This window comes from Acinetobacter sp. AS167 (assembly GCF_037152175.1).
Classification (GTDB): Bacteria; Pseudomonadota; Gammaproteobacteria; order Pseudomonadales; family Moraxellaceae; genus Acinetobacter.
Window position 1 is genome coordinate 72,813 of the sequence record NZ_JBBCMP010000012.1, and the last position, 24,184, is coordinate 96,996.

Annotated in this window: 24 protein-coding genes and 1 pseudogene; 7 read left to right on the forward strand and 18 right to left on the reverse strand. The window is 37.3% G+C overall.

The features are described from left to right. Position 1 precedes the first annotated feature (1 nt). Genes WFN33_RS16715 through mdcA form a run of 6 tightly spaced genes read right to left on the reverse strand, consistent with a single transcriptional unit; the run spans position 2 to position 5,128 of the window. A complete protein-coding gene (locus WFN33_RS16715; protein ID WP_336954124.1) occupies positions 2 to 601 on the reverse strand; it encodes a malonate decarboxylase holo-ACP synthase in 600 nt (199 codons plus the stop codon). After that, positions 601 to 1,431: a biotin-independent malonate decarboxylase subunit gamma gene (gene mdcE / locus WFN33_RS16720; protein WP_336954125.1), complete on the reverse strand. Its 831-nt coding sequence runs from the start codon at positions 1,429 to 1,431 to the stop codon at positions 601 to 603. Before mdcE ends, WFN33_RS16715 begins: the two co-directional genes overlap by 1 nt. Then, positions 1,428 to 2,279 (reverse strand): biotin-independent malonate decarboxylase subunit beta, encoded by an 852-nt coding sequence (locus tag WFN33_RS16725; RefSeq protein WP_336954127.1) that lies wholly within the window; start codon positions 2,277 to 2,279, stop codon positions 1,428 to 1,430. The genes mdcE and WFN33_RS16725 overlap by 4 nt, the downstream gene beginning before the upstream one ends. Continuing rightward, positions 2,272 to 2,571: a malonate decarboxylase subunit delta gene (locus WFN33_RS16730; RefSeq protein ID WP_336954128.1), complete on the reverse strand. Its 300-nt coding sequence runs from the start codon at positions 2,569 to 2,571 to the stop codon at positions 2,272 to 2,274. The genes WFN33_RS16725 and WFN33_RS16730 overlap by 8 nt, the downstream gene beginning before the upstream one ends. Beyond that, positions 2,571 to 3,449, reverse strand: a complete 879-nt coding sequence (locus tag WFN33_RS16735) for a triphosphoribosyl-dephospho-CoA synthase (protein WP_336954129.1) — start codon at positions 3,447 to 3,449, stop codon at positions 2,571 to 2,573. The genes WFN33_RS16730 and WFN33_RS16735 overlap by 1 nt, the downstream gene beginning before the upstream one ends. After that, the gene (gene mdcA, locus WFN33_RS16740; protein ID WP_336954130.1) at positions 3,449 to 5,128 is read right to left on the reverse strand and encodes a malonate decarboxylase subunit alpha; all 1,680 of its coding nucleotides are present in this window, start codon (positions 5,126 to 5,128) and stop codon (positions 3,449 to 3,451) included. Before mdcA ends, WFN33_RS16735 begins: the two co-directional genes overlap by 1 nt. A 348-nt stretch (positions 5,129 to 5,476) precedes the next feature. Here mdcA and WFN33_RS16745 point away from each other — a divergent pair, with 348 nt between their 5' ends. Further along, the gene (locus WFN33_RS16745; RefSeq protein WP_336954131.1) at positions 5,477 to 6,409 is read left to right on the forward strand and encodes an IS5 family transposase; all 933 of its coding nucleotides are present in this window, start codon (positions 5,477 to 5,479) and stop codon (positions 6,407 to 6,409) included. Positions 6,410 to 6,524: 115 nt separating this feature from the next. Here WFN33_RS16745 and WFN33_RS16750 read toward each other — a convergent pair whose 3' ends face one another. From WFN33_RS16750 to WFN33_RS16760, 3 genes are all read right to left on the reverse strand, one after another. Then, a complete protein-coding gene (locus tag WFN33_RS16750) occupies positions 6,525 to 7,109 on the reverse strand; it encodes a TetR/AcrR family transcriptional regulator (RefSeq protein WP_336954132.1) in 585 nt (194 codons plus the stop codon). Further along, on the reverse strand, positions 7,110 to 8,282 hold the full coding sequence (locus WFN33_RS16755) for an MFS transporter (RefSeq protein WP_336954134.1): 1,173 nt from the start codon (positions 8,280 to 8,282) through the stop codon (positions 7,110 to 7,112). Positions 8,283 to 8,422: 140 nt separating this feature from the next. Continuing rightward, a complete protein-coding gene (locus WFN33_RS16760) occupies positions 8,423 to 9,034 on the reverse strand; it encodes a TetR/AcrR family transcriptional regulator (protein ID WP_336954135.1) in 612 nt (203 codons plus the stop codon). 80 nt (positions 9,035 to 9,114) lie between these two features. Between WFN33_RS16760 and WFN33_RS16765 the strand changes: the two genes are divergently transcribed. Further along, complete coding sequence (locus WFN33_RS16765) at positions 9,115 to 9,843, forward strand: hypothetical protein (RefSeq protein ID WP_336954136.1); 729 nt, start codon at positions 9,115 to 9,117, stop codon at positions 9,841 to 9,843. Positions 9,844 to 10,504: 661 nt separating this feature from the next. Here the strand turns inward: WFN33_RS16765 and mmsB are convergent. From mmsB to chvE, 3 genes are all read right to left on the reverse strand, one after another. Further along, a complete protein-coding gene (mmsB, locus tag WFN33_RS16770) occupies positions 10,505 to 11,710 on the reverse strand; it encodes a multiple monosaccharide ABC transporter permease (protein WP_336954138.1) in 1,206 nt (401 codons plus the stop codon). Between the two features lies 1 nt (position 11,711). Further along, complete coding sequence (mmsA, locus tag WFN33_RS16775; protein WP_336954139.1) at positions 11,712 to 13,241, reverse strand: multiple monosaccharide ABC transporter ATP-binding protein; 1,530 nt, start codon at positions 13,239 to 13,241, stop codon at positions 11,712 to 11,714. Between the two features lie 100 nt (positions 13,242 to 13,341). Continuing rightward, a complete protein-coding gene (gene chvE / locus WFN33_RS16780; RefSeq protein WP_336954141.1) occupies positions 13,342 to 14,400 on the reverse strand; it encodes a multiple monosaccharide ABC transporter substrate-binding protein in 1,059 nt (352 codons plus the stop codon). A 512-nt stretch (positions 14,401 to 14,912) separates the two neighbouring features. Here chvE and iolG point away from each other — a divergent pair. The 5 genes from iolG to WFN33_RS16805 all read left to right on the forward strand — a co-directional run bounded on the left by iolG (position 14,913) and on the right by WFN33_RS16805 (position 20,519). Next, complete coding sequence (gene iolG, locus WFN33_RS16785) at positions 14,913 to 15,938, forward strand: inositol 2-dehydrogenase (RefSeq protein WP_336954142.1); 1,026 nt, start codon at positions 14,913 to 14,915, stop codon at positions 15,936 to 15,938. Positions 15,939 to 16,050: 112 nt separating this feature from the next. Further along, positions 16,051 to 17,325 (forward strand): sugar MFS transporter, encoded by a 1,275-nt coding sequence (locus WFN33_RS16790; protein ID WP_336954144.1) that lies wholly within the window; start codon positions 16,051 to 16,053, stop codon positions 17,323 to 17,325. Between the two features lie 32 nt (positions 17,326 to 17,357). Next, on the forward strand, positions 17,358 to 18,221 hold the full coding sequence (locus WFN33_RS16795; RefSeq protein ID WP_336954145.1) for a sugar phosphate isomerase/epimerase family protein: 864 nt from the start codon (positions 17,358 to 17,360) through the stop codon (positions 18,219 to 18,221). Between the two features lie 235 nt (positions 18,222 to 18,456). Continuing rightward, complete coding sequence (locus WFN33_RS16800; protein ID WP_336954146.1) at positions 18,457 to 19,233, forward strand: SDR family NAD(P)-dependent oxidoreductase; 777 nt, start codon at positions 18,457 to 18,459, stop codon at positions 19,231 to 19,233. Positions 19,234 to 19,328: 95 nt separating this feature from the next. Next, complete coding sequence (locus WFN33_RS16805; RefSeq protein ID WP_336954147.1) at positions 19,329 to 20,519, forward strand: MFS transporter; 1,191 nt, start codon at positions 19,329 to 19,331, stop codon at positions 20,517 to 20,519. 166 nt (positions 20,520 to 20,685) lie between these two features. Here WFN33_RS16805 and WFN33_RS20475 read toward each other — a convergent pair whose 3' ends face one another. From WFN33_RS20475 to WFN33_RS16825, 6 genes and pseudogenes are all read right to left on the reverse strand, one after another. Then, on the reverse strand, positions 20,686 to 20,862 hold the full coding sequence (locus tag WFN33_RS20475; protein ID WP_419328798.1) for a DMT family transporter: 177 nt from the start codon (positions 20,860 to 20,862) through the stop codon (positions 20,686 to 20,688). Beyond that, positions 20,862 to 21,071, reverse strand: coding sequence for a DMT family transporter (locus tag WFN33_RS16810; RefSeq protein ID WP_336954148.1), 210 nt, complete (start codon positions 21,069 to 21,071; stop codon positions 20,862 to 20,864). Before WFN33_RS16810 ends, WFN33_RS20475 begins: the two co-directional genes overlap by 1 nt. A 720-nt stretch (positions 21,072 to 21,791) precedes the next feature. Next, on the reverse strand, positions 21,792 to 22,022 hold the full coding sequence (locus WFN33_RS16815) for an MFS transporter (protein WP_336954149.1): 231 nt from the start codon (positions 22,020 to 22,022) through the stop codon (positions 21,792 to 21,794). Between the two features lie 148 nt (positions 22,023 to 22,170). Continuing rightward, entirely contained in the window at positions 22,171 to 22,380 is a 210-nt protein-coding gene (locus tag WFN33_RS16820) for an MFS transporter (RefSeq protein ID WP_336954150.1), read from the reverse strand. 29 nt (positions 22,381 to 22,409) lie between these two features. Beyond that, positions 22,410 to 22,628 (reverse strand): annotated as a pseudogene (locus WFN33_RS20480) (MFS transporter); the annotation flags it as partial. 366 nt (positions 22,629 to 22,994) lie between these two features. Further along, positions 22,995 to 24,068 carry a Gfo/Idh/MocA family protein gene (locus tag WFN33_RS16825; RefSeq protein ID WP_336954152.1) on the reverse strand — a complete coding sequence of 358 codons (1,074 nt, stop codon included), beginning with the start codon at positions 24,066 to 24,068 and terminating at the stop codon, positions 22,995 to 22,997. Between the last annotated feature and the right edge of the window lie 116 nt (positions 24,069 to 24,184).

Below are 24,184 nucleotides of genomic sequence, written 5' to 3' on the forward strand. Positions count from 1 at the left end.
CTTATCCTTGCCAAGGGTTATTGACTAAAACAGCACCTTGGTTGCGTTTGAGTAGGACCTTCCCTGTTGCTCTCACCCAATCTTTTAATGCCACACCACCCAAAGGCGTTTGTAACTGAACATCCAAGGGCAAACCCGTCAGTTGCAATTGTTGCCATATTTTCAAAGCTCGCGCTTTAGTCAAATCTTTAGGCGTACGAATCAGTACATCGAGATCGCTCTGTGCAGTCACAGTTTTACGCCCCGTGGCTAACTCGAACCCCATACTGCCCGTGTAGCCCCATGGCAACAAAAGCACGTTCATCTGCATTTGTAAGTGCAGAATTTGCATTGCCCAATGCGGAAATTGCGAAACTCCCAACTTACAAAGTTGTTCAGGCTTTATGCATTTTTCAATTTGCTGCTCAGGCATCATCAAAGCATAACGTTGGGATTTTTGCCGCCCCCGAACCCCAACAGGAATCATCCCTGATACACAAACTGCACGACGAACTACTACAGGATCGCCACTTTGAATCACATGACTCACCCAATCTGGCACATCCAAAGGAAGATATTGCTCTGTCAGTCCCCAGAGGAGATCATGTGCCTGTGGCTGCATTAGATCGACCACTGTGCACGCATTAACTCACGTACACGCTTTGACATTTGTCTATTTTCACCATTCAAACGTTGCTCTAGCCCAGTCGAGTTTTGCTGTTGAATGTCAGTGATTGCTTGTGTGATCACCTGTTTTACATGGGTCAGATCATTTGCTGTAGGCTGATCCGCATTTTCAACATCAAGACATGCTGTCAACAATCCTAGCGTGGCATAGCTTTGAATGTCATACGCCATTGGTGGAATACTGGCTGCCAATTTTTCTAACTCTTCTACAGTCCGAAGTGTGACACGAGCTGCCGACTCTTTACCCATGGCATGAACCATGACACCATCATCATGGAGTGCAAAAATACGATTGGCTTGATAACCATGAGCTAAAAATGCCCCTGACATGGATTTGCCCACTAACAAGCTGATCACAGGATGTCGTGCTAGCCGAGCACGCGCATAACTATCTACTGCACCGGCAAGGGCTTGATGTATGCCGAATAACTCTTCACGTCGTCCATAGGCCTGACTTGGTACATCAACAATTGCAACAATCGCGCGTTTCTGAGTGGTATGCTGATCTACTTGTATCACCTCATCTACCGCTTTTGCCAAAGTCCAACCTTCCAATAAACCGACTTCGCCTGCACGTGCGCGAGGGAATTGGTTCTCCGTATTTGCAACTACTACAATCAAACGAGTAGGCTGATCACCCAATAGACCATCAGCCACCCAAACAGATTTGCTATATTGTGTTTGTTGCTGAAAACCTTCACTCAGTGCAATAAACCAGTGTTCACCTCGAAGAGAGGCTTTCACTGAACGAACATCCATATTCATACCTGTTCTCCTCGATATGTATCCAGTACATTTTGTGGGGTTGCTTGTTGTTCCGTTGCAAGCTGCTGAAGTTTTGGCAAATAGAACGCATAGTTTGAACTACGATGAAGTTGCGGAATGCCTTGTTCCAAATAGTCGATAATGTGTTGCTTAATCTGCTCACGATCATCTTCGAGGAAAGCATCAGCTAAACCTGTTTCTACTCGCTGTTCGCCACCAGTAATACTCCAAATAAATGGGCGATCTTTTGAATCGTACTCGTTCACACCAGCTTCTTGCTCAATGACTTGTGGACCATTCAATCCCAAGCGACCTTCTTGAGTCATGATCAAATAACTACACAATGCAGCGGCAATTGACATTCCGCCAAAGCATCCAACACTCCCAGCTATGATGGCAACAACAGGTTGATACTGTCTTAACGCAACAATAGCGGCTTGAATTTCGGCGATTGCAGCAAGCCCAAGATTGGCTTCTTGCAAACGAACACCACCTGTTTCCAATAACAAAATAGCTGCAGTTGGAATACCCTTTTGATTGTCTTCAACAGCAAGTTCAAGCGCACTCGCAATTTTTGCTCCACCGACTTCACCTAAGCTTCCCCCCTGAAAACCACCTTCAATTGCCACAACAACCACAGGACGATTTTCTAAATAGCCTTTCGCAACCACTACACCATCATCTGCTTGCGGTACAATATTTTGTTGGATCAGCCACGGTGACATCACTCTTGAAAAGGGATCAAGTAACTCTCGAAAGGTTCCCTGATCAAGTAAAGCTTTAGCACGTTCTCGTGCACCTAGTTCGATAAAGCTTTGCTTGTTCAGTAAGATTTCTAAATTAGCCACAGTTCACCTCCTCAAAAGCTTGCTCTAAACGTAAACGTACAACCCCTGGTGTTGCGCCAAAATCATGGATCTCAATATGTACTGCTGGCGGAGTTTGCTCTGTAAACATACGTTCAAATACATTTTTCCAGCGTTGTTCACTGCCATCGACTGAAGTTGTCACTGCGATTGAAAGTTTTCCTGCCAGATTAGGTTCCATTAAAATTTCAAGGTCTCCTGAACCCACACAGCCCACCAATACCTGCTTATCTGGTGCTGAGCCAGCAACAAATTCAAATTTGAGTATTTTCATTACGTTCCTTCCTCATTAAGATTATGCTCAACCCAATCCAAAAATAAGGTTGCTGCAAGTAAATCTGCTGCTCCACCTGGCGAAGCACGAAGTCGCATTAAATCCATTTCTAAAAAATTCAGCGCAGATTGCCCTGCAACAGTTGCATATCCGCCACAACGAAGTACATAACGTGCACCTTTTTGCATACGGTTTAGCCCAATTCGCCCTGCACGGTACAGTACACAGGTATCGTCCAAAATGCTCATCAAAGCCAATAAGGCATCAACTCGAGCAGCAAGCTCGTTACCAGAAATCTTTCGACTGTAGTGAAGTTGAGGTAATGCATGCTCGACAATCGCAGGAAAACCCTCTTGTGCTTGAGCTTTAGCTCCTTTTATACCGAGTTTTTGCTGTACCTGTTGCCCATGGCTTGACTGTTGTAGAGGAATCAACCTATCTTCTAATTTTGCAATTTTTCCAGCAACCTGACATAAATCATAAGCATAAAGAGAATACTGATTATGTATTGCTAGCGCTGTCGCCGTGACCAAAAGCCCCAAAGCCCAAATTGCACCACGATGCGTATTTACACCGTATGTGGTTTCGAGCATTGCTACTTCACCAGCGCGTCCTATTGCACCAATCACTTCTCGTAAAGTCTGCAAACAGTCAGCATGTAGAAATGCAGCTTGTGCCATTTGTAAAAACATAGGTCTTAAGCTATACGCAGATTGCTCCATCAACACTAGGCTTAAGTCATCATGTGCTCCGCTACCACGTCGATCAACCAACGCAGGCTTCGGCGTTAAATTAACTTCGGCAATCAATGCATTTACAGCTAAATCTGCCAACAATGCACATTGTTGTTGTGAGTATGATTGAACATAGGCATTCATTACCAACTCCTGAATTTTGCAGGCGGTTGATATAAACCATCTGACCAAGTGACTAAATCAGCAATATTTTTAGCGGCCAATAACTCACGTGTGGCATCAGTACGACGAATACCTAAATCTTCTGGAAATGCAACCAGTCCTTCTCGTCTTAAGCGTTCCGTAGTTTTTGGATTATGATTGAGGCCAATATCAGTCACTCCTGCAACGGCGGCAATCATGTCTTGACGTTCTTGTAAACTGCTGGCTTTGTATAGGTACGCAATACCATCTTCAGTCAACAAATGGGTAACGTCATCTCCATAAATCATAATTGGAGCGAGTGGCATTCCTGCTTTTTTCGCAACATCCACAGCATCAAGCGTATTTACAAAAGTAGGTTTGCCACCTTCTTGAAAGGTTTCCACCATTTGTACCACCAACTTTTTACCACGTGCCAAAAAGGTATCAGTCTCATTTACCTGAGTAGGACGCATATCCATCCATGCGGGTGTGGCATGTCGACGACCCCGCGGATCATGTCCCATATTCGGTGCACCACCAAAACCAGCTAAGCGTCCTTTGGTAACTGTAGAAGAATGTCCAGAACCATCAACTTGTAAAGTTGCACCAATAAATAAATCTACTGCATATTGTCCCGCAAGCTGGCACATCATCCTGTTGGACCTTAATGAGCCATCACGACCTGTAAAAAATATATCTGGACGAGCAGCAACATATTTTTCCATCCCTAACTCAGTACCAAAGCAATGCACACTTTCCACCCAACCTGTTTCGATAGCAGGAATGAGTGTAGGATGCGGATTGAGTGTCCAATTTCGACAGATTTTGCCTTTTAGTCCCAATGACTCACCATAAGTTGGTAGAATCAATTCAATCGCAGCCGTGTTAAACCCGATACCATGATTGAGTGATTGCACATTGTGGCGTTCGTAAATTCCCCGAATCGCCATCATTGCCATTAATATATGCACAGGCTTAATATGTTTGGGATCACGTGTAAACAAGGGTTCAATATAAAATGGCTTATCCGCAACCACGACAAAGTCAACCCACGATGCTGGAATATCTACCCGTGGTAAATCCTGTACGTCATCAACCAATTCATTGACTTGAACAATAACAATGCCATCACTAAATGCAGCAGGTTCGATTAAAGCAGGTGAATCCTCAGTACTTGGGCCTGTATAAATATTGCCATGGCGATCAGCCATAAAGCCTGCTGACAATACAACATTGGGAATTAAATCAACCAATAACCGCGAATAGAGTTCGATATAAGTATGAATGGCGCCGACTTCTAATAAACCATCTTCGATTAACTGGCTGATGCGTAAACTCTGTGTCCCAGCAAATGAAAAATCCAGTTTTCGGGCAATCCTTTTTTCAAATAAATCTAGATGCTCTGGACGCCCAACACTGGGCATGATCATATGTAAGTCATACAAAACCGAAGCATTGGTTTGTGCCAGTGAACGTGATAAAAAATCAGCTTGTTTTTGATTGTTCCCTTCAAGAACGACACGATCGCCTGGCGTAATCAAAGTTTCCAAGACCTTGATAATGTCCTGTGTAGGTATAACCACCCCATCGGTATATTTACGTGCCATATCAACTTTGAGTTGTTTTGCGTGTCGACGTGTATTCCAGACACGTTCTTTGTTTTGAACTGATCCTTCCATGTGACTTATCCTGATGTTGTATTTTGCTTTGAATCTATAAAAGCTTTTTCTTAGATTTTGATCAATCAACCTCAATAAGAGTTCATTAACTTTAAGTTAATATAAAAACATCAAAAATAGACTCAATACTCATGACTTAATTTCGAAGTTTGAAACAGCCCATTTATTTTATTTTTTATAAAAGTATTTTAATTCAACCTATTTATTCAGAATAAAGTTTTTATTTAAGTATTTATTTTTCAAGTATTTTTTAATAATTTTAGCCACATACTTTTTTTATTTTTAATTTCAAGGGGCTTTGTTGCACAAACCTATCTCTAAAGGCTGATTCCACACTATAATTTTCAAATGAATAAGCCTCGCCCTAAAGTTTACCGTACTCTTAATTGGTCTTCATACAACCGAGCTCTCATTAATCGTGGAAATATTGCCATTTGGTTTGATCCAAATACTCAGTGGTATGAACAACCGCATGGCAAACAAGGTCGAAATCAAACCTATTCAGATACAGCAATCCAATGTTGTTTAATGATTAAATCATTATTCCGTCTGTCTTTACGTATGGTCACTGGCTTTGTTCAAAGTCTCATTCAACTTTTTGGCTTGGATTGGGCTGCACCAGATTACTCCACCCTTTGTAGAAGACAAAAGCATATTGATATTTCGATTTTCTATCAAAGAAGTAGTGGTGGACTCCATCTACTCATTGACTCTACTGGTTTGAAATTTTTAGGTGAAGGTGAGTGGAAACGTAAGAAACATCAGCCTGAATATCGTCGACAATGGCGTAAATTACATATTGGTATCGATGCTGAAACCCTGCAAATACGTGCAGTTCAGCTCACTACAAACAACGTCAGTGATTCCCAGGTACTCGGTGATTTACTTAATCAGATTCCACCAGCTGAACCAATTGATTCCGTTTATACTGATGGAGCTTATGATACGAAACAATGTCGAGAAGTGATTTCCGATCGGCAAGCTCATGCAGTAGTCCCACCCAGAAAAAATGCTAAACCTTGGAAAGATACAAAGATTAGCTCGTTAGAACGCAATAAACTGCTTCGAACAGTTAAACATTTGGGTAGGACACTATGGAAAAACTGGTCTGGCTATCATCGCCGAAGTTTGGTTGAAACCAAGATGCATTGCGTCAAATTATTAGGGGATAAACTGACTGCAAGACATTTTCAAAGTCAGGTCAATGAGATTCATGCACGTGTAGCAGTATTAAATAAATTCACGGATTTAGGAAGACCTCATACCCGAGTTGTATCTTAAATTTAGATAACTTAGGGGAACTTTAATTTTAAATCTTTGTGCAACAAAGCCTCAAAGAATCAATAAGTTCCATAACAAGTACGATCCTGTATAAATGTATCACTACTTAAGCTTTTTATTTATCTAAAACGAGTGTACTCATCACAAAATTTTCGATAGTCCTTAGAAATAAAATATCATTCGAAGGACTACCTGTTAATAAACGATAGTAAATAGGTCCATACAAAGCATCTAATATAAGCTCGAAATCAATATCTGCTTTAAATTCACCATTATTTACACCTTTCTGCAAAATCTGTTTTGCAGCTAAACGTCGTGGTGTAAGAAAACCGTCCTGAAACAAAGATAAGGTTTCCTTATCAAATTGTGCAGTTGCTAATATTTCTTTAATAATCACACCTTCTTTACTCTCGAATACATTTGCTAGCTTACTCATTTGCAGGCTGATATCCTTTCGTGCAGAAGTTGATTCCTCAAAATGAATAGAGGGTTCAATCGTTTTTAAGAATGATTCAACTGCTAATGCCCCCTTACTGTTCCACCAACGATAAATTGTTGTTTTTCCAACTTTGGCTCTAGCTGCCACACCTTCTATTGTCAGGTTTTGAAATCCAATTTCTTTCAACAGTTCATAAGTTGCTTTCAGGATAGCTTCATGTGATTGAGTTCTTCGTCGCATTCCTAAGCTATTGTCGGACATTTATACACCTTCACCTTTCATATGTTCGTTCACATCACTTAAATGTTGAGCCCTTAACCGAGCTATACTTAACAGTAGAATACTCAAAAATAATAAGACTATGGGGACGAGAAGCAAATTATGGGCACTTAATTTAACAAGTTGTACATAAATTGGCGCTAAACTAGCTCCAAGAAAAATAACAAATGAGTAAATTGAAATCGCCATTCCCCGACTGAAACTATTTGCTTGTATTGATATGATTGAAATAATACTGGGCAAAGTAATTGCTGTTCCACTAGAGAGCATAATAATTGCAAATCCAAATAAAGGTTTGAAATAACATATAATTAGCAAGGCTGAAGCAGAAAAAAACATCCCTAAACATGCCATAAATATTCCGCCAAATTTCTGTATACCTGAACCAGCGATAAAACTTGCAAACATTCCAACTACAGTGAGGATAGTAACAGTTGTTCCATTCCATCCATATAATTTCATTGAATGATGTAATAGAGTTTGGAAAACGACAAAGCTAAATAGAATCGTGATTGATATTACCCAAGTTGTAATGATCATTGGATTAGAAATTAAGGTCTTAAAATTATTCTTTAAAGAATATGTCTGACGTATATGTTTAGCAAAATGATTCGATCCTATAAACATCAAGCTCAAAAGACATATCACAAATGAGCCCGCCCCTAAAAGCATGAGCATAGAAAAATTTAATCCCACCACTTTTGCATAAAGCTGAGACATGGGTGCTGCGACAATAAAGGAGAAACTCATTAAAGCTAAGCCGATAGAACGCATATTTATTGGTAAGGTTTCACTTAGTAGAGCTAACCCTATTGGAGGAATACTTGCTGCACTCAGCCCTTGTAAAATCCTAAATGTAATTTCTAAGGAAAAATTCCCAGCCAGAGCTGTTCCAATTGTTGCTAAACATGTTAATGCAACACCAATTAATAGAGATAAATAGCGCCCATAATGGTCTGATACTGGTCCCCATATCAAGAAGCCTAAAGCATAAGACAAGCCGAACGAAGTACCTATCAGTGGTGCCAAATTTGGGCTAATAGAATAGTGTTTGGCAATATCATCAATTATAGGCAGGCTAATATACAATTGACCAGATGCTAACATCCCGCCACACATTAAAGTTAATAGAAGAATTACTGACCGTAGACTCATAGAATCAAACCACTTAAATACGAAACGTATCGTATCATTAAACCCTAAAAAGGATTTATTTGCTATTCAATATTTTAAGATGTAATTAGCAGACAGATATCTTTACATTATTCTGTTTTAAAAGCATCAATCACAATGATTTATCTATTTTTTTTAAATATTAATATAGCTCTCTGTGCGATTAACTCTATATCCTCATCTGAAACAGAATCACCAATGATTACAACTCTATAAAATAGTGGAGAAGCAGCCCATTCAAAAAACTCCCTTACTTGAGTTGTTTCAGCGAGTTCGCCTCTTTGAATCGCTCGATCAATTAATGGTGTTGCAAGCAAGAAACGTTCATCCCAGAACTGTTTTCTAGCATTTATAATATTTTCATCCCTTTGATTTAAAAGTGCACGTAAAATATTCAATGTAAACGGTGTACTTATAGTTGAGGCAATCATTTTTAGAAATATATTCAAATCATCAATTAGGCATCCTGTATCAGGTAAAGCCATGTCTACTTTCAAGCGTGTCAAAACAACGTCTAAAATAAGATCCACTTTAGTGGGCCATCTACGATAAATTGTTGTTTTATTTACATTTGCTAATTTTGCAATATCTGGAATTTCGATTTCTTCAAAGTTAGTTTGTTGAAGAAGAATATAAGTTGCGTCATGTATAGCCAAAACCAGCCTTTCAGCCCGACCACCTGGTCGACTTTGTTTAATTACTTTTGATTCCGAACTAGAAGCATGACCATCCATCTAAAATTTCTCCAAATATATTTACCCCAAACCATAAAGCAACTATAGTTGCTTTATGGTTTATTAAAGGGAATCTTCTTATGCATTCTAACATTCATGTCTATATTAACGACCAAAAAGTAGCGAATGAAGACATCATAAAATGGGAAACGAAAAGAGCTAATATCGTTTTAAAAAAATTAGGATCTAAGCCTTTAAGTCAGAATATTATGTCTTTAAGACATCAATTACTTGAACGAAAGGTTGAGCTTGGTCAAAAGAGAATCAAAAAAATTCTGAAGAATGAACTTATGCTTTCTGATCAATTTGCAAAATTGACAGCTTGGCTGTCTTTTGGTCTAAGACGTTATAGCATTACAGAAATATTTGTTGAAAATGCACAAGCAGAACAATTTGTTGAATGGTTTGAACAATGCGGTAAAACAAATAATGAAACTACTATGCTTGCAGGTACCCCAGATCATTACGTCATCGCAACAAATAAAGACCTTCAGGAAGTTATAGAAACTAATGGTGGTTCACCTTTAGTAGCAAAGTTCTATATTGATTATGAAGATTTATCGAGCCTACGTTCTGAAATTGATCCATCATTTCCCTTACAAATTGCAGGTGTCGCTAGATCATCGGATGGTCTTGCAATAGGCGGTGTTAGACATCAATTCCGTAATGAAAAAAATGGATTTAGAGCAAGATTAACTGTTGAGTATCCATTACTTATTCTTCCATCAATCATTTCCGGTCATCAAATGCATTTAGCAGATGAATTTTCTAATTGGATTTGTGCTGCATTTAGTTGGGACTTTCAATAGCAAATAAAAGTGTTTTCTTGCCTATTAAAAAATAAATGTACGACGATATATGTTACTTCTAAGTTTAGGTATCTTATCTAATACCAGATTCAGAAAATTCAAATGAATATATTAATGCCATTGTTGTTGATCCAGAGACAGGCAAGGCTTACCAAGGTAAAGCTCAGTTCAGATGGCAACAAGTTGACATTTATAGGTTATATTGGAATTTCGCTACTTGAACGAGAATAAACGTGGATTAGGCTTAAAGACTGAAAAAAGAGCATTACCTACTTTTTTCTTAGTTTTTAAATATTCAATCTGATGTTTTTAGGATAATAATGGATTGATAAAGCACTCCAAAATGACATTGATTGCCGGTATTTAAAAAGGCCTTTAACTCTACTTAGCTTCACTGAAAGCTCAAGCCCTGCTCCTCTCCCCGTCAATTTCTTATCCAAGTAAATTTAACTTGGTGTGTTGAAAGAAATAAATCGTAATAAAAATATAGATCGAGGCTAATTACCTCCATCTATATTTATGTTTAATTTAAAACCTGAACTGATTGCTGCAACTCTTTCTGGATTTTCTGAAAATGGTTAAGGGCATACTTCTACTGCTGTTATTTAAACATCAATCCGTAACCCTTGAAATATGATATTCAATCTCAAGGGTCTATTGCTTAAGCTTTATTTTTTGTATAAACGTCAATCAGTACTGCACCGAGCAATACCAATCCTTTAATAACTTGTTGATAGTCAACGCCAATTCCCAAGATCGACATACCATTGTTCATAACACCCATAATAAATGCGCCAATGACTACTGCAAAGACCTTACCAACACCACCAGAAGCTGACGCACCACCAATGAAACAGGCTGCGATAACGTCTAATTCAAAACCATAACCACCCGATGGCGTTGCACTATTCAAACGAGCTGCAAAAAGAAGTCCTGCAAATGCAGCCAATATACCCATATTTACAAAGGAAAAGAAAATGACACGTTCTGCATTAATCCCAGAAAGTTTCGCAGCTTTTGCATTACCACCAACCGCATAAATACGACGACCTATTGTCGTTCTATTCATAATAAAAGTGTATAACGCAACCAGAATGCCCATAATAATCAAAACGGTTGGCATACCACGAGAAGATGCTAACAAATAAGAAAAAACTATAATGACTGCACTTAATACCAAGTTCTTCACTACAAACATGCCCATCGAACCATTATCAATACCATGCTGTACAGCTTGTTTACGCTGATGTAATTCGATCACAAAAAAAGCCACACTCACGACAACACCCAAAAGTAGAGATGTCACATGCAGACTTTCAAGACCAAAGAAATCAGGAATAAACCCCGTACTAATGATGGTAAAGCTATCTTCAAATGGTCCAACAGATTGCCCATCAAGCGAAATCAGAGTTAAACCCCTAAAAACTAACATGCCTGCTAATGTCACAATAAATGAGGGAACTGCCCAATATGCAACCCAATAGCCTTGAATTGCTCCAATGACAGCACCAGCAAGAATACATAAGATCATTGCAGGGATAAAAGACATTTCATGTGTGACCATTAAACTGGCAGCCATCGCTCCAGTAAATCCAACCACAGAGCCAACAGAAAGATCAATTTGTCCACACACAATCACCATGAGCATACCTAATGCCATGATGACAATATAACCATTTTGCAAAATCAAATTTGTTAAGTTTAACGGTTGTAATAAAACGTTATTTGTTGCGATCTGGAAAAATACTACAATAATCAGCAAGGCACATAATAAACCGTACTCGCGTAAACCCTGTGCCAATATATTCGTATTATTTTTTTTACTTCCAGAACTAATAGTAGGATTAGAAATGTCCGTATTGCTCATGTTAGTTTTCTCCATTCTTCATAATAGATCGCATAATGGCTTCCTGGCTTGCATCTTTTGCCAGAAACTCCCCAACAATTTTCCCGTCATTCATGACATAGATCCGATCACACATCCCCAATAGCTCTGGCATCTCGGATGAGATCATCACGATACATTTACCCTCTTGGGCAACCTGATCAATAATCGTATAAATCTCATACTTTGCACCCACATCCACACCACGTGTAGGTTCATCAAGAATAAGTACGTCAGGTGCAGTAAATAACCATTTACTGATCACTACTTTTTGCTGATTCCCCCCCGACAAATTGCCAGTATGTTGTTCCACATCTGCACTTCGAATCCTAAGCTTGTTTCGAAACTCTTTTGCAATTTTGGTTTCTTGATGCTCATTCGTCACTAGATGGTTAGAAATACCTGACAGATTAGCTAAAGGGGTATTTTTTCTAATACTTTCATCAAGCAACAAACCATACCCTTTCCGATCTTCCGTGACATAAGCCAGACCATTATCAATAGCCTTTCGAACCGTTGATACATCTATAGCCTTGCCATGAATTGAAACCGTACCACGAATATTTTTGCCATAAGATTTGCCGAATATACTCATTGCTAATTCAGTACGACCTGAACCCATCAGTCCCGCAATCCCAACAATTTCACCTTTACGTGCATTAAGACTAATTCCTTTTATCACTTCACGTGCAGCGTGGTTTGGATGATCAACACACCAGTCTTTGACTTCAAATAAAACTTCGCCAATTTGAGAACTTCGTTTTGGATAACGGTCTTCCATGTCACGACCAACCATCGCTTTAATAATTCGATCTTCACTGACTTCTTCAGTACGACAATTCAGATAATCAACAGATGCTCCATCCCGTATAATGGTAATACTGTCAGCAACTCTAGATATTTCATTTAATTTATGTGAAATAATAATTGAGGTGACACCTTGCGACTTCAGCTCTAATAACAGAGTTAATAACCGATCACTGTCATTATCATTTAAACTGGCTGTTGGTTCGTCCAAAATCAATAGTTTCACTTGTTTTGATAATGCCTTAGCAATTTCAACTAATTGTTGTTTACCAATGCCAAGATCGCTAACAAGTGTATCAGGTGAATCCAACAAACCAACTTTAGCAAGCACCTGTTTGGTTTTGTTATAAGAGCTATTCCAGTCAATCACACCAAATTTGGACTGTTCATTACCTAAAAAAATGTTCTCGGTGATAGATAGCATCGGCACTAATGCCAACTCTTGGTGAATAATGATAATCCCTCGTTGTTCACTGTCATGAATATTAGAAAATTTTTGCACTTCACCTTGATATAAAATTTGACCATCAAATGAGCCATGAGGGTAAACACCACTCAAAACTTTCATTAAGGTCGATTTACCAGCACCATTTTCACCACAAATTGCATGAATCTCCCCAGTCTTAACTACCATATCAACGTGACTTAGTGCCTGAACATGTCCAAAACTCTTTTTAATGCCACGCATTTCAAGTATTGTTTCCATACAGCAACCCTCTGCTGATCAGCAACCTGACCAGCATTTATCCAAATTAATAGCCTTATTTTCTTTCTGAAAAGCTTGCAGAAAGTGATGACTGAATAACTTATTTCAGTTGAGTTGCTTTGTAGTAACCTGATGTTACAAGTGCCGCATTCCAATTACTCTTCTCAACTAGAACAGGCTTCGCTAAATAAGTCGGCACGACTTTGACACCGTTGTTATAAGATTTTGTATCATTAACCGGAACAGATTTACGTGTGACAATTGCATCAACCATATCAGCTGCTGCTTTGGCTAATAAACGAGTATCTTTAAATACGGTTGATGTTTGATCGCCGCGGATAATGGCTTTGATATTTGCAATCTGAGCATCTTGACCGGTAATAACAGGCATAGGCTGATTAGGACGACCATAACCAACCCCTTTGAGCGAAGAGATAATACCTGTTGCAATATTATCATTGGGTGCTAAAACAGCATCTACATGGGTACCACCGTAAAAAGCACTGAGCAGGTTATCCATTCGAGCTTGGGCTTTTGCACCATCAAATTGTAGAATTGCAACTTTGTTAATATCAGTTTGTTTACTGCGTACCACCAACTTGCCTTTGGCGATATATGGATTCAATACAGACATTGCACCTGCATAATATTTATGAGCATTATTGTCATCAAGAGAACCAGCAAAAAGCTCAATATTAAATGGCCCTTTACCTTTATCTAATCCAAGTTTTTTAACAATCGAAATACCTTGAAGTGCACCTACCTGAAAATTATCAAAAGTTGCATAATAATCAACATCCTTGGTTTTCAATATCAATTTATCATATGAAATTACAGTAATACCTTTTTGTTTTGCTTTACGTACTACATTCGAAACGGTTGTCCCATCTACTGGAGCAATAATCAGGACTTTAACACCTGCCGTAATCATATTTTCAATCTGAGAAATCTGAGTTGGCACATCATAAGTTGAATACTGTAAATCCGTCTTGTAGCCTTTAGCTTTAAGATTATTGACGATATTATTTCCATCCATAATCCAGCGGGCTTCTGTTTTGTTTGGCATAGCAATACCAATTAACTCACCTGCGGCATAAGTACAATTAGCAAATGTTGCTAAAGCTATCGCAGCTATAGAAGTAGAAAGAGTCTTATACATTTTCATTTTCCTTTAACTTAATTAAGCACAATTTTTATCTGCAGATATCTTTAATTCCATTCAAAATCTGCATGATCGCTTGAAAAAAGATAGCCTGAAAGCATCAAATTAGATGCCTTAAGACACTTGGTTAACAACTATAAATTTATTTGTCTTTTGAGTAAGTTATCAAACTCACTTCTCCCTTATATTTACGACGTTCCTGTCGCACTTACTCACTAATCAATTTTTCCAACATTCATTTGTTGGGGGATGGTTCTTATCAATTGTTTTGAAGTATAGGAGCGCAAAAACTGGAAAAAAATGTCAAATTAGAAAATGTCTTTTGCATAATCTGGAAAAATAAAGGGTTTTAATCTGCCTATAAAAATGCTAATGGAATGCAATCTGGTAATTTCAAAAATGAAAAAGTGTTTTTAGAAATAGCTATTCTTTTTCAAAAACGGCTTGTATACCCTAATTATCAACAGGGTATTTTTCATGATTACCTATTTTCTAAAAGGAAGTAAGAAATGTTGAGAGTTGCTATTTTAGGCGCAGGACGTATTGCTCAAATTCATTCTAAAAGCGCTTTTCTTAATTCGCAATGTGAATTGAAACTCATTGCAGACCCATGGAAAGAGGGTGTGGAAAAGCTTGCCAATGAACTTAATTGTGAAGCATGTTATGACTATTACGAAGCAATTGATAGAGATGACGTTGATGCTGTTGTAATTGCAACGGCAACAGATTTACATGTTGACTTAATGTTACATGCAGTAAAACGTAAAAAACCTGTTCTCTGTGAAAAGCCAATTGATCTTGATTTTGAACGTTCTATTGCAGCAGTTCAAGAAATTCAAAGTCATAATGGTAAAGTAATGCTCGCTTTTAATCGCCGTTTTGATGAAGATACAATCGCAATTAAAGATGCTATTTTGAACAACGAAATTGGTGAGATTCGCCAAGTTATTATTACAAGTCGTGATCCTGGTATGCAACCCGTCGAATATATGAAGACCTCAGGTGGTATCTTCAAAGATATGACAATTCATGATTTTGATACGGCCCGACATATTCTCGGTGAAGAGCCAGTTGAAATCTTTGCTACAGCAAGCCGTCTAGTAGATGAAGAACTAGCGAGTATTAATGACTACGATACTTGCAGCATTACATTGAAAACCAAATCAGGTAAACAGTGCATCATCAATAACTGTCGTGAGGCTGTCTATGGTTATGATCAACGTATTGAGGTACTTGGTTCTCAAGGTTTATTAAAAACTCAGAACCACCGCCCTTCTACCCTGAAAAAATACACTCACGATTTCACTAGCTCACAAAAGCCTCTATTAAATTTCTTCTTAGAACGTTACACGAGCTCATATAGAAATGAATTTAATATCTTTGTATCCAGCCTAGTGGAAGGACAAGAGTTCCCTACCAATTTATTCGATGGACTCCAAGCGCTTTATTTAGCAGTTTGTGCAATGGAATCAGTAGAAAGTAATAAAGCTATTACCGTAAATGCAGAAGGTCCAACAAAGTCACTTGCTGCATAAGTTATTTCTTATTTAAGAGTAAGGTTCTTAACGACTTAATTAAATAGCTCAAGAAATATGCTCTAAGCGTATTTCTTCGAGGGGCTATATATCATTTGCAAGGAAACTAGCAATGGATGCGAGTTTTAGTAAAATTACAGTTGCGCCAGTAAACAAGAAAGCAATTACGTTAAAAGCGACAATGATCATTGTTACAGCTTTTAACTTCATGTGGGCATTTTCACACACATTACTAGATGTATTGAATAAACATTTTCAGGATGTTTTCCATATATCACATGGCCAATCTGCATTTGTTCAAACAGCATATTTAGGCGCTTATTTTTTATCTGCAATTCCTGTGGGATTGCTTATGAAAAAATATGGCTATAAAAACTCAATTATTGTGGGATTAATGCTGTTCGCCATAGGTTGTATGGGCTTTGTTCCTGCTGCTCAAATTGGAACTTTTTCAGCCTTTCTAACCGCAATCTTTATTTTAGCGACTGGCTTGGCCTGCTTAGAAATTGTTTGTAATTTATATGCTACTAAATTAGGTGACCCTAAAGATGCAACTCGCCGTTTAACTATGGCGCAGGCATTTGGCGGTATGGGGGGAATGTGTGGTCCTTTAGTAGGTGGAGCCGTATTTTTTATTCCGGCGGGAACTGTGGGAGGCTTTTATGTTGAGCCTGCAACAATGACTTACGCTGTGCTTTCTATTCTAGTGTTGTGTGTCATCGGATATATTATTTCGATTAAGTTACCAGAAACAAATAATGAAGATGAAAATAGTATTGCTCCTCGCCCAGAAGATACTGTTTATGAAAATATTCCTTTATTAAAAATTAAGAATGTGCGTAAAGCTATGCTTTCCCAATTTTGCTATAACGGCGCACATTTTGGTATCGGTGCTTTTTTCATTAACTATGTGATTGAGCATTGGCATGGAATTACTCCAAGTAAAGCTGCTTATTTCTTATCAATGGCAATGTTCTGTTATATGACTGGCCGCTTCTTAGGCATCTTTATCATGAAGCGTATTGATCCTCGAAAACTCCAAATCTTTAACAGTTCTGTCTGCGTGATTGGTTGCCTATTTGTAATGCTAGGTTATGACTATATTTCTGTTGTCGTACTTATCTGTATCTTCTTGTTCAAATCAACTTTATATCCAACTATCTTTTCAATGGGCGTTCGTGGTCTAGGTAAAAAATCTCAAATGGCAGCATCTCTTATGGTGACGATGTTTGTTGGTGGTGCAATTTTACCGCTTGTCATGGGTTACTTATCAGATATCACAAGTATTTCAACAGCATTTATTGTTCCTGCTATCTGTTACGCACTTATCTGCTGGTGTGCAGTTACTCAAGACCTTACTGGTTATAAACACGTTCGTTTTAAATAAACACTTTCAGACATGAATTAAAGGAAAATCTCATGAATAAACCAGATTTACTAGCTGCATATTGGACATTAGCTGGAAACGTATATCCTGGTGCACCGACAGAAATTAGCCCATTTTCATTACAACAACGTGTAGAATCTGCATCTAAAGCAGGTTGGAAAGGAATCGGATTAGTTTTAAGTGATCTGCAAGCAAATCTCGAAAAAACGAGTACAGCAACTCTTCGTCAAATATTAAAAGACAATGATATAAAATACTTTGAACTTGAAATTTTACTCGATTGGTATTTGGATGGTGAAGCTAGAAAGGTATCTGACTATGAACGTTCTAAAATGATTGAGCTTGGTGCTGAATTGGGTATGTGTAACCTTAAAATTGGAGCACGACCATTTGAAAATTCACCAAACTCTTTAGAGAAAATGTCTGACGAATTTTCAAAATTATGTAAAGAAGTTGCTCAAGTTAATGCAAATGTAGCTTTAGAAATTATGCCATTCTCTCGCTTAGCAACTCTCGAGGATGGTTTAAAGATCGTAGATACTGGCGATACTAATGGCGGTTTATGCTTAGACATTTGGCATTTAGCACGTGGCAATATTGATTTCGAAAAAATTAGCACTGTTCCTGCTCATCTTATTAAATCTGTTGAATTAAACGATGCAGCAGAGGAAATTGAGATTGACTTATTTAATGATTCTACACACCATCGGATGCTATGTGGCCAAGGTTCGTATGATATTCCTCTATTCTTGAATGAAATTAAAAAAGCGGGTTTCAATCAACCTTATTATGGCGTTGAACTAATTTCGCGAGATCATCGTACTTTACCCCTTGATGAAATGGCAAAAAATGCTTATGAAACTACAATAAATGCATTTAACTCTGTAACTGTATAATATTAATTATCCACCCAATAGTTCTTTTATAACTATTGGGTTTTTATTTATAAGATATTAAATTTCCTATTCTATAAAATACCATTTACAAGATATTTAATCGTATGTTTTCATTTTTAGAAAAACTGTTTTTAATTAATATTCTTTTAAAATAAAGAATTCAATTTAAAATAAAACTTAGGAAATTAAAGAAAACTTTTCTAATCTAAAATTAATCTAAAATGGAGTTTTATAAATGAGTCTATCCCAACAAATTACATTTGACATGCCTGAAGCAGTAATTCTTACTGGCACATCTTCAGGTCTTGGTGAAGCTATGGCAATTGCATTAACTCAAGCAAATGTAAAAGTTTTTGGTCTAGATATTGCTGGAAAAACAGCAACTTTAGATGCATTAGATCATTATCAACATTTCCAAGGCGATATTACAAATCCTGAATCATGGGTTACCCTGACTGGTGCAGTAAAAGCAGGTAATTTTAAGCACGTAGGATTAGTACCTTGTGCGGCAGTGACAGATATCGACCGTATTCTTGATGTGACACCAGATCGTATTAAGAAAGTATTTGACGTAAATATTTTAGGCACAATTCAAGCGCTTCAAGCTGCCTTACCATTAATGCTACCAAACAAACAAGGTAGTATTGTTTTGATCGGCAGTATATGTGCAACGTTTGGTGAACAAGGCTTACCAATTTATTCTGCTTCAAAAGCAGCTGTCCGTGAACTTGCTCGTACCACTTCACTAGACTATGCTCGTGATGGCATTAAAGTCAACATTGTGAGCCCAGGGCCAATGATGGCAGGCTTGTTCAAACGTCATGTTGAATCGGTAAACGATCCAAGCTTCCATCCTAAACGTGCAAATCGTCAGCCATACGGCCAGATTCTTGAAGTAGAAGATGTTGCAAAAACGATTCTATTCTTATTATCTTCAGGTTCAAGTGCACTATTAGGTGCCGATCTAATGGCAGATGCCGGTTTAACAACTGGTTTTGACTTCTATAGTTAATCATTCAAATGTACACAAAAAAGATCTAAGACCAAGTCTTAGATCTTTTTTTATTTACTTCACTAACTTCAATTTTATTATTGGCTTTCCTACTTATGAATACTCATCCAGCTTCGTCATATTCTCTCTTATGGGTTATATTCGCCATTGCAATGGGTGGATTCTGTATCGGTACAACTGAATTTGTTGCTATGGGACTTATTCAGGAAATTGCAAAAGATCTACAGGTTTCTATCCCTGATGCTGGGCATTTTATCAGTGCTTATGCTTTAGGGGTGGTCATTGGAGCACCTATCATAGCAATCTCATGTGCTAAACTTCCTCGCAAAATGCTCTTACTTATACTTATGTTATTTTATGGTGTAGCAAATGCTTTTACAGCTTTAGCGCATGCACCTGAAACAGTATTATTATCCCGATTTATTGCAGGGCTTCCTCATGGAGCCTACTTTGGGGTGGGCGCCTTGGTAACTGCTCAACTTGCAAATCCTAAACAACAATCCACAGCAGTTGCTTTAATGATGATGGGATTAACCAGTTCAACGGTGGTTGGGGTTCCCTTGGCAACCTGGATGGGGCAACAATTTGGCTGGCGTGCTGGATTTGAATTTTCAGCGACTATCGCTGTTATAACCTTAATTGCAATTATATTTTTTGTCCCTAATATCTCTGTCCATAAGACGGCAAGTGTCAAAAATGAATTGGCAGGACTTAAAAATATCAATATGTGGTTAACGCTTGCTGTTGCTGCTATTGGCTTTGGGGGGATGTTTTCAACTTATAGTTATATTTCTCCAATTTTGACTGAATATACACTAGCTGATATTACCGTTGTGCCTATGGCACTTGCAATTTGGGGAGTTGGTATGGTCATTGGTGGACTTTTATCAGGTCATTTTGCTGATAAGAATCTTAATAAAACCATTGTTGGTATTTTAATCAGTTCAGCATTAACATTTATTTGTGTGTGCTTTCTAATGAAAAATCTTTATACAGCCATTATCGGCTTATTTTTTATTGGTCTGGTTATTATTGGATTGAGTAATACCTTACAAATGCGACTTATGCATGTGGCAGGTGATGCACAAGGCTTAGCAGCTTCACTCAATCACTCTGCATTTAATTTAGCCAATGCACTCGGAGCATTTTTAGGTGGATGGGCGATCAACCACCATTTGGGATGGCTTTCACCAATTTGGATAGGTTCAATATTCAGCTTAGGTGGATTGCTGATCTTAGCAATAGCCTTTATGATAGAAAAGTCCACTCAAAACTCTATAAAATAATTTTTAATGAGACTGCTCTTTATGAGAAGAGTCTCTCATTTAACTATTAAGGATTTTTATGGGAAGAGAACAAAAAAACACCATAAAACTAAGTTCTTTTTAGCCAACGCTCCCCAAACATAAATAAAAATAAAACAAGAAACATGCCCTCCATCCCAACAAACTTCTACCAATATACAGTTCGTATTGGCATTTGGACTAACCCTTGGCTATCAATCACTATCCCTGTCACGAATTTTCCACTAATGAAAAGAAATATCGTATTTATTATTCCTTGTTTTGAAGCAAGAAAACAGACGTAAAGATAAGACTTGCACCTAGCTCTTCCCCTATCCAACTCCACTAAGGCTGTAAACTAATATTCTGATTCAGACTATGCCAATCAGCCTGTAATGCCAGAACAAATAGGCAGACGCCCCCAACTGCAAAAGAAATAAGTGCAGAAATAATCAGTTGATCGCCAATATCTACACTTAATCTACTATTAATTGCAGCTTGGATAGATAGTGCAATACCACCTAATAATGACAATAGGATATAAATTAAATTCATTACGTAAACTTCTGACAATATTAAAAATATGAGTACTTTCTCTTATCTATCTATCCATTCATACGAAATAAAAATAAACGCTAAATTTGGTTATTAATTTTTTTCGATAATATGAGTATCATTGCGCTCAACCATACTGCCTAATTTTTAAAACAGGAAATAAAAAAAAATTTTCAAATATTTATCTAGATCATCCTTCGTTCTCTACTTCTCAAAAAATATCAATGTGGCAGGGTCATGTATTTCTTGGTGTAATTCATATTTTAAACAACCGATTTCTTTTCACTTCTGATTCACAAGTTCTTTAAATTCTTCAATAAATTTATGAATCTGATTTCTTTGAACGACCAATTTAGCAACAACTCTAATCTCTTTATTCATCATCATATCTCACTGTAATATAATCACTTACCTATACATGCTTATAAATTTAAATCATTCAATTCAAAATTAGTTTAATAGTTTCCCCCTAGGTCTTTGAGCGGTTTTCCATCCAGTAAGTTTTTCTCAATATGCTCTAGCGGTATATTTTTGTGTCTGCAACAAAATAGTAAAAAATACTAAAAATTAAAGGTTCAATATCGCTAAAAAAGTAAAAGTTTCACCTGCACCAAACTGTGCTGCTACAACCAAAAAAATATCTTAAAATCAACAAATTAATATCGAATAATCAATCCTAAAATCATGATCTTACAAAGGCTGAATTTCAGAACTTAATATTCAAACGACAGGCCCACCTGAAAATGAAAAGCCAATCATAAATAGAACTAAGCTCAATAGCACAAATATTGGAATATTATTAAAAAGACCATATGCGACAAAACCTAGACTCACTTCAATGGCACTAAAACCACCATATAGCATTGGTTTACGGCCACATTTATCAATAATCATAGATGCAAAAGCATTGGAATCAACTTTTACATCAGCCAATAGAACAGTTGATAGCAACTGATTTTGAAGTCAAACACAACCTGCTAATTCAAATAATATAGGGGCAAAAAACAAGTACAATACTAATGCCCGTAAATTGCCCAATCGCATACAAGCTCCCCCCTAATCCGATTGAACGTCTAAAATTTTTATTAGAAAGAAATAATTAAAAACCTTTACTCTCACTTGTTTTAGCAATAGTTTCATATATTTTTTTGAGTTCCATTACTGCTTCTTGACCAGTAGCCCTAATCCTCTTTAAGACGGTTAAAGCTTCTTGATTTCGCTCTTTTAATGCTAAGCATCTTGGGCTTCTCAGCACTGTAAAAGTTCCAACAAATAATATGATAGCGGGCACAAAAAGAACGACAAACATTTCCCTTCAACTTTCAAGAAACTAAACATTCAATTACGGAAGAATGTGGCTAAAATGTCAAAAGTGATCATGAAATTAAAGATAGAAATTGCTTTACCCCCAACTGTTCTAGGAGCGACTTCGGACACATATAGCGATGCTGCAAAAGAAGAGATACCAATTCCCCCATTAATTAATACTGTAATTGATTGAGTGAATACAATAAGATAAACAAGTACCCAAAAAATAATCGAAGAAATCAGGGTTGCAGCTCTTCTACCCTATTTTTTGAAAATTTGTCCTGCAATTAATTCGTCTAATACAGCCCCAGCCATCAATGTTCTGGCAATCCATCCTTTCAATAGTGGATTCAAATTAAATTCTTTATTTAATAAAGGTAAAGCACCCGAAATTACACCTATATCTGTACTAGATAATAATGCCTCTATTGCGGATAATCCTCCAGATTGCTATTTTGTGGCGTTTTTTTTCCATATAATTATCTCATCCATGATACATATATTTATAAATATAAAAAAATCTTTATAGGGTTTATATCATTGTTTGAGCAAATGACTTTTTCACAGTAGAAATAAAAAAAGACAGCCATGGCTGTCTTTTTTTATACTAATTAATTATAAAAAAACCTCAGTTCCATTATTTCCTGCTGATTCAAATAATTTTGCTAATAGAATAGAAATATTATGCGCTTGCACTGCAGGAACCTGAGAAGGTTTTTTATTTAAATATGAATCAAGAAATGCATTTAATTCACGATCAAAATAAATTGGATTACCAATTTCTGCAATTTCTGGTGAATATTCTGTCTTCTTTGTTGCCCAAATTTCAGGGAAACTTGTTTCATGCCACTCTGTCCAACCTTGTATTGTTCCTTCCACTTTACCTGTTTGGTAAAGCTTATAAGATGAAGGTAATGAACGAGATGACATAATACCTTCTGTTCCGTAAGCAGTCATATCCCAGCTTTCAGTCCAAGGTAATACATCCCAAGACATAAAATCAACGACTACAATTTTATCATCGTAATTTAAAATTGCTCCAGCAGCATCTTCTCGTGCTTCTTCACCTTTGAACCCATCAAATTTGGTAATTCGAGCATTCACAGATTTAGGCATACCAAAATGATGAATAACTCGATCAAATAAGTGGCAACCAATGACAAAAAAAGCACCACCTAAATCACCTGGTTGACGCATATGAGCTGTTTCTGCTTCATTATGTGAACATCCAGCATGCGCACGAACTTGTAAGACTCTACCAATCTTACCTTGCTTTAAACAGTCTTGCATTACATTGATAGAGGGAGCAAAACGCCAACAATACCCAACCTGAACAAAGCCATTATATTTTTCTACAGTATCGACAATGCGTTGAGTATCTTGTACCCCTCGTCCCGCAGGTTTTTCAACTAGAACAGCTTTACCTTTTTCTAAAGCAGCAATAGTCAAATCTGCCATTTCATAGCTTTTAGAATGTACTAAAATAATGTCAATTTCAGGATTGTTCAAAATTTCTTCTTTAGTACGCTCTACTAAATTTAAAGCATCACAGAAAGAACCCAATAACTCACTATCATCTGCGGCACCATATATTTCAACATCATCCCGGCGTTGTAATGCTTTTACACGCCCGGAGGTATGAGGGTGAGTAATCCCTAATAAAGCAACTTTTAATTTCTCTTTCTGCACGATTTAACTCCTGTAAAATCTCGTTAATACTCCTAATGAATGCAAATTAGCTTTTTCTTTTATGTGTATAAAGAGCTTTTAAGGAAAAGATTATTTCATCATTGAAATAATCTCTA

What these genes read in the sequence shown, in the direction of transcription:
- WFN33_RS16745 (WP_336954131.1), top strand. Translation starts at nt 5,477, where the DNA reads ATGAATAAGCCTCGCCCTAAAGTTTACCGTACTCTTAATTGGTCTTCA.
- WFN33_RS16760 (WP_336954135.1), bottom strand. Translation starts at nt 9,034, where the DNA reads ATGGATGGTCATGCTTCTAGTTCGGAATCAAAAGTAATTAAACAAAGT.
- mdcE (WP_336954125.1), bottom strand. Translation starts at nt 1,431, where the DNA reads ATGAATATGGATGTTCGTTCAGTGAAAGCCTCTCTTCGAGGTGAACAC.
- WFN33_RS16795 (WP_336954145.1), top strand. Translation starts at nt 17,358, where the DNA reads ATGAATAAACCAGATTTACTAGCTGCATATTGGACATTAGCTGGAAAC.
- mmsA (WP_336954139.1), bottom strand. Translation starts at nt 13,241, where the DNA reads ATGGAAACAATACTTGAAATGCGTGGCATTAAAAAGAGTTTTGGACAT.
- WFN33_RS16820 (WP_336954150.1), bottom strand. Translation starts at nt 22,380, where the DNA reads ATGTTTGTCGTTCTTTTTGTGCCCGCTATCATATTATTTGTTGGAACT.
- WFN33_RS16800 (WP_336954146.1), top strand. Translation starts at nt 18,457, where the DNA reads ATGAGTCTATCCCAACAAATTACATTTGACATGCCTGAAGCAGTAATT.
- WFN33_RS16735 (WP_336954129.1), bottom strand. Translation starts at nt 3,449, where the DNA reads ATGAATGCCTATGTTCAATCATACTCACAACAACAATGTGCATTGTTG.
- WFN33_RS16810 (WP_336954148.1), bottom strand. Translation starts at nt 21,071, where the DNA reads ATGAATTTAATTTATATCCTATTGTCATTATTAGGTGGTATTGCACTA.
- mmsB (WP_336954138.1), bottom strand. Translation starts at nt 11,710, where the DNA reads ATGAGCAATACGGACATTTCTAATCCTACTATTAGTTCTGGAAGTAAA.
- WFN33_RS16750 (WP_336954132.1), bottom strand. Translation starts at nt 7,109, where the DNA reads ATGTCCGACAATAGCTTAGGAATGCGACGAAGAACTCAATCACATGAA.
- WFN33_RS16755 (WP_336954134.1), bottom strand. Translation starts at nt 8,282, where the DNA reads ATGAGTCTACGGTCAGTAATTCTTCTATTAACTTTAATGTGTGGCGGG.
- WFN33_RS16805 (WP_336954147.1), top strand. Translation starts at nt 19,329, where the DNA reads ATGAATACTCATCCAGCTTCGTCATATTCTCTCTTATGGGTTATATTC.
- WFN33_RS16790 (WP_336954144.1), top strand. Translation starts at nt 16,051, where the DNA reads ATGGATGCGAGTTTTAGTAAAATTACAGTTGCGCCAGTAAACAAGAAA.
- WFN33_RS16765 (WP_336954136.1), top strand. Translation starts at nt 9,115, where the DNA reads ATGCATTCTAACATTCATGTCTATATTAACGACCAAAAAGTAGCGAAT.
- WFN33_RS16715 (WP_336954124.1), bottom strand. Translation starts at nt 601, where the DNA reads ATGCAGCCACAGGCACATGATCTCCTCTGGGGACTGACAGAGCAATAT.
- mdcA (WP_336954130.1), bottom strand. Translation starts at nt 5,128, where the DNA reads ATGGAAGGATCAGTTCAAAACAAAGAACGTGTCTGGAATACACGTCGA.
- chvE (WP_336954141.1), bottom strand. Translation starts at nt 14,400, where the DNA reads ATGTATAAGACTCTTTCTACTTCTATAGCTGCGATAGCTTTAGCAACA.
- WFN33_RS16730 (WP_336954128.1), bottom strand. Translation starts at nt 2,571, where the DNA reads ATGAAAATACTCAAATTTGAATTTGTTGCTGGCTCAGCACCAGATAAG.
- iolG (WP_336954142.1), top strand. Translation starts at nt 14,913, where the DNA reads ATGTTGAGAGTTGCTATTTTAGGCGCAGGACGTATTGCTCAAATTCAT.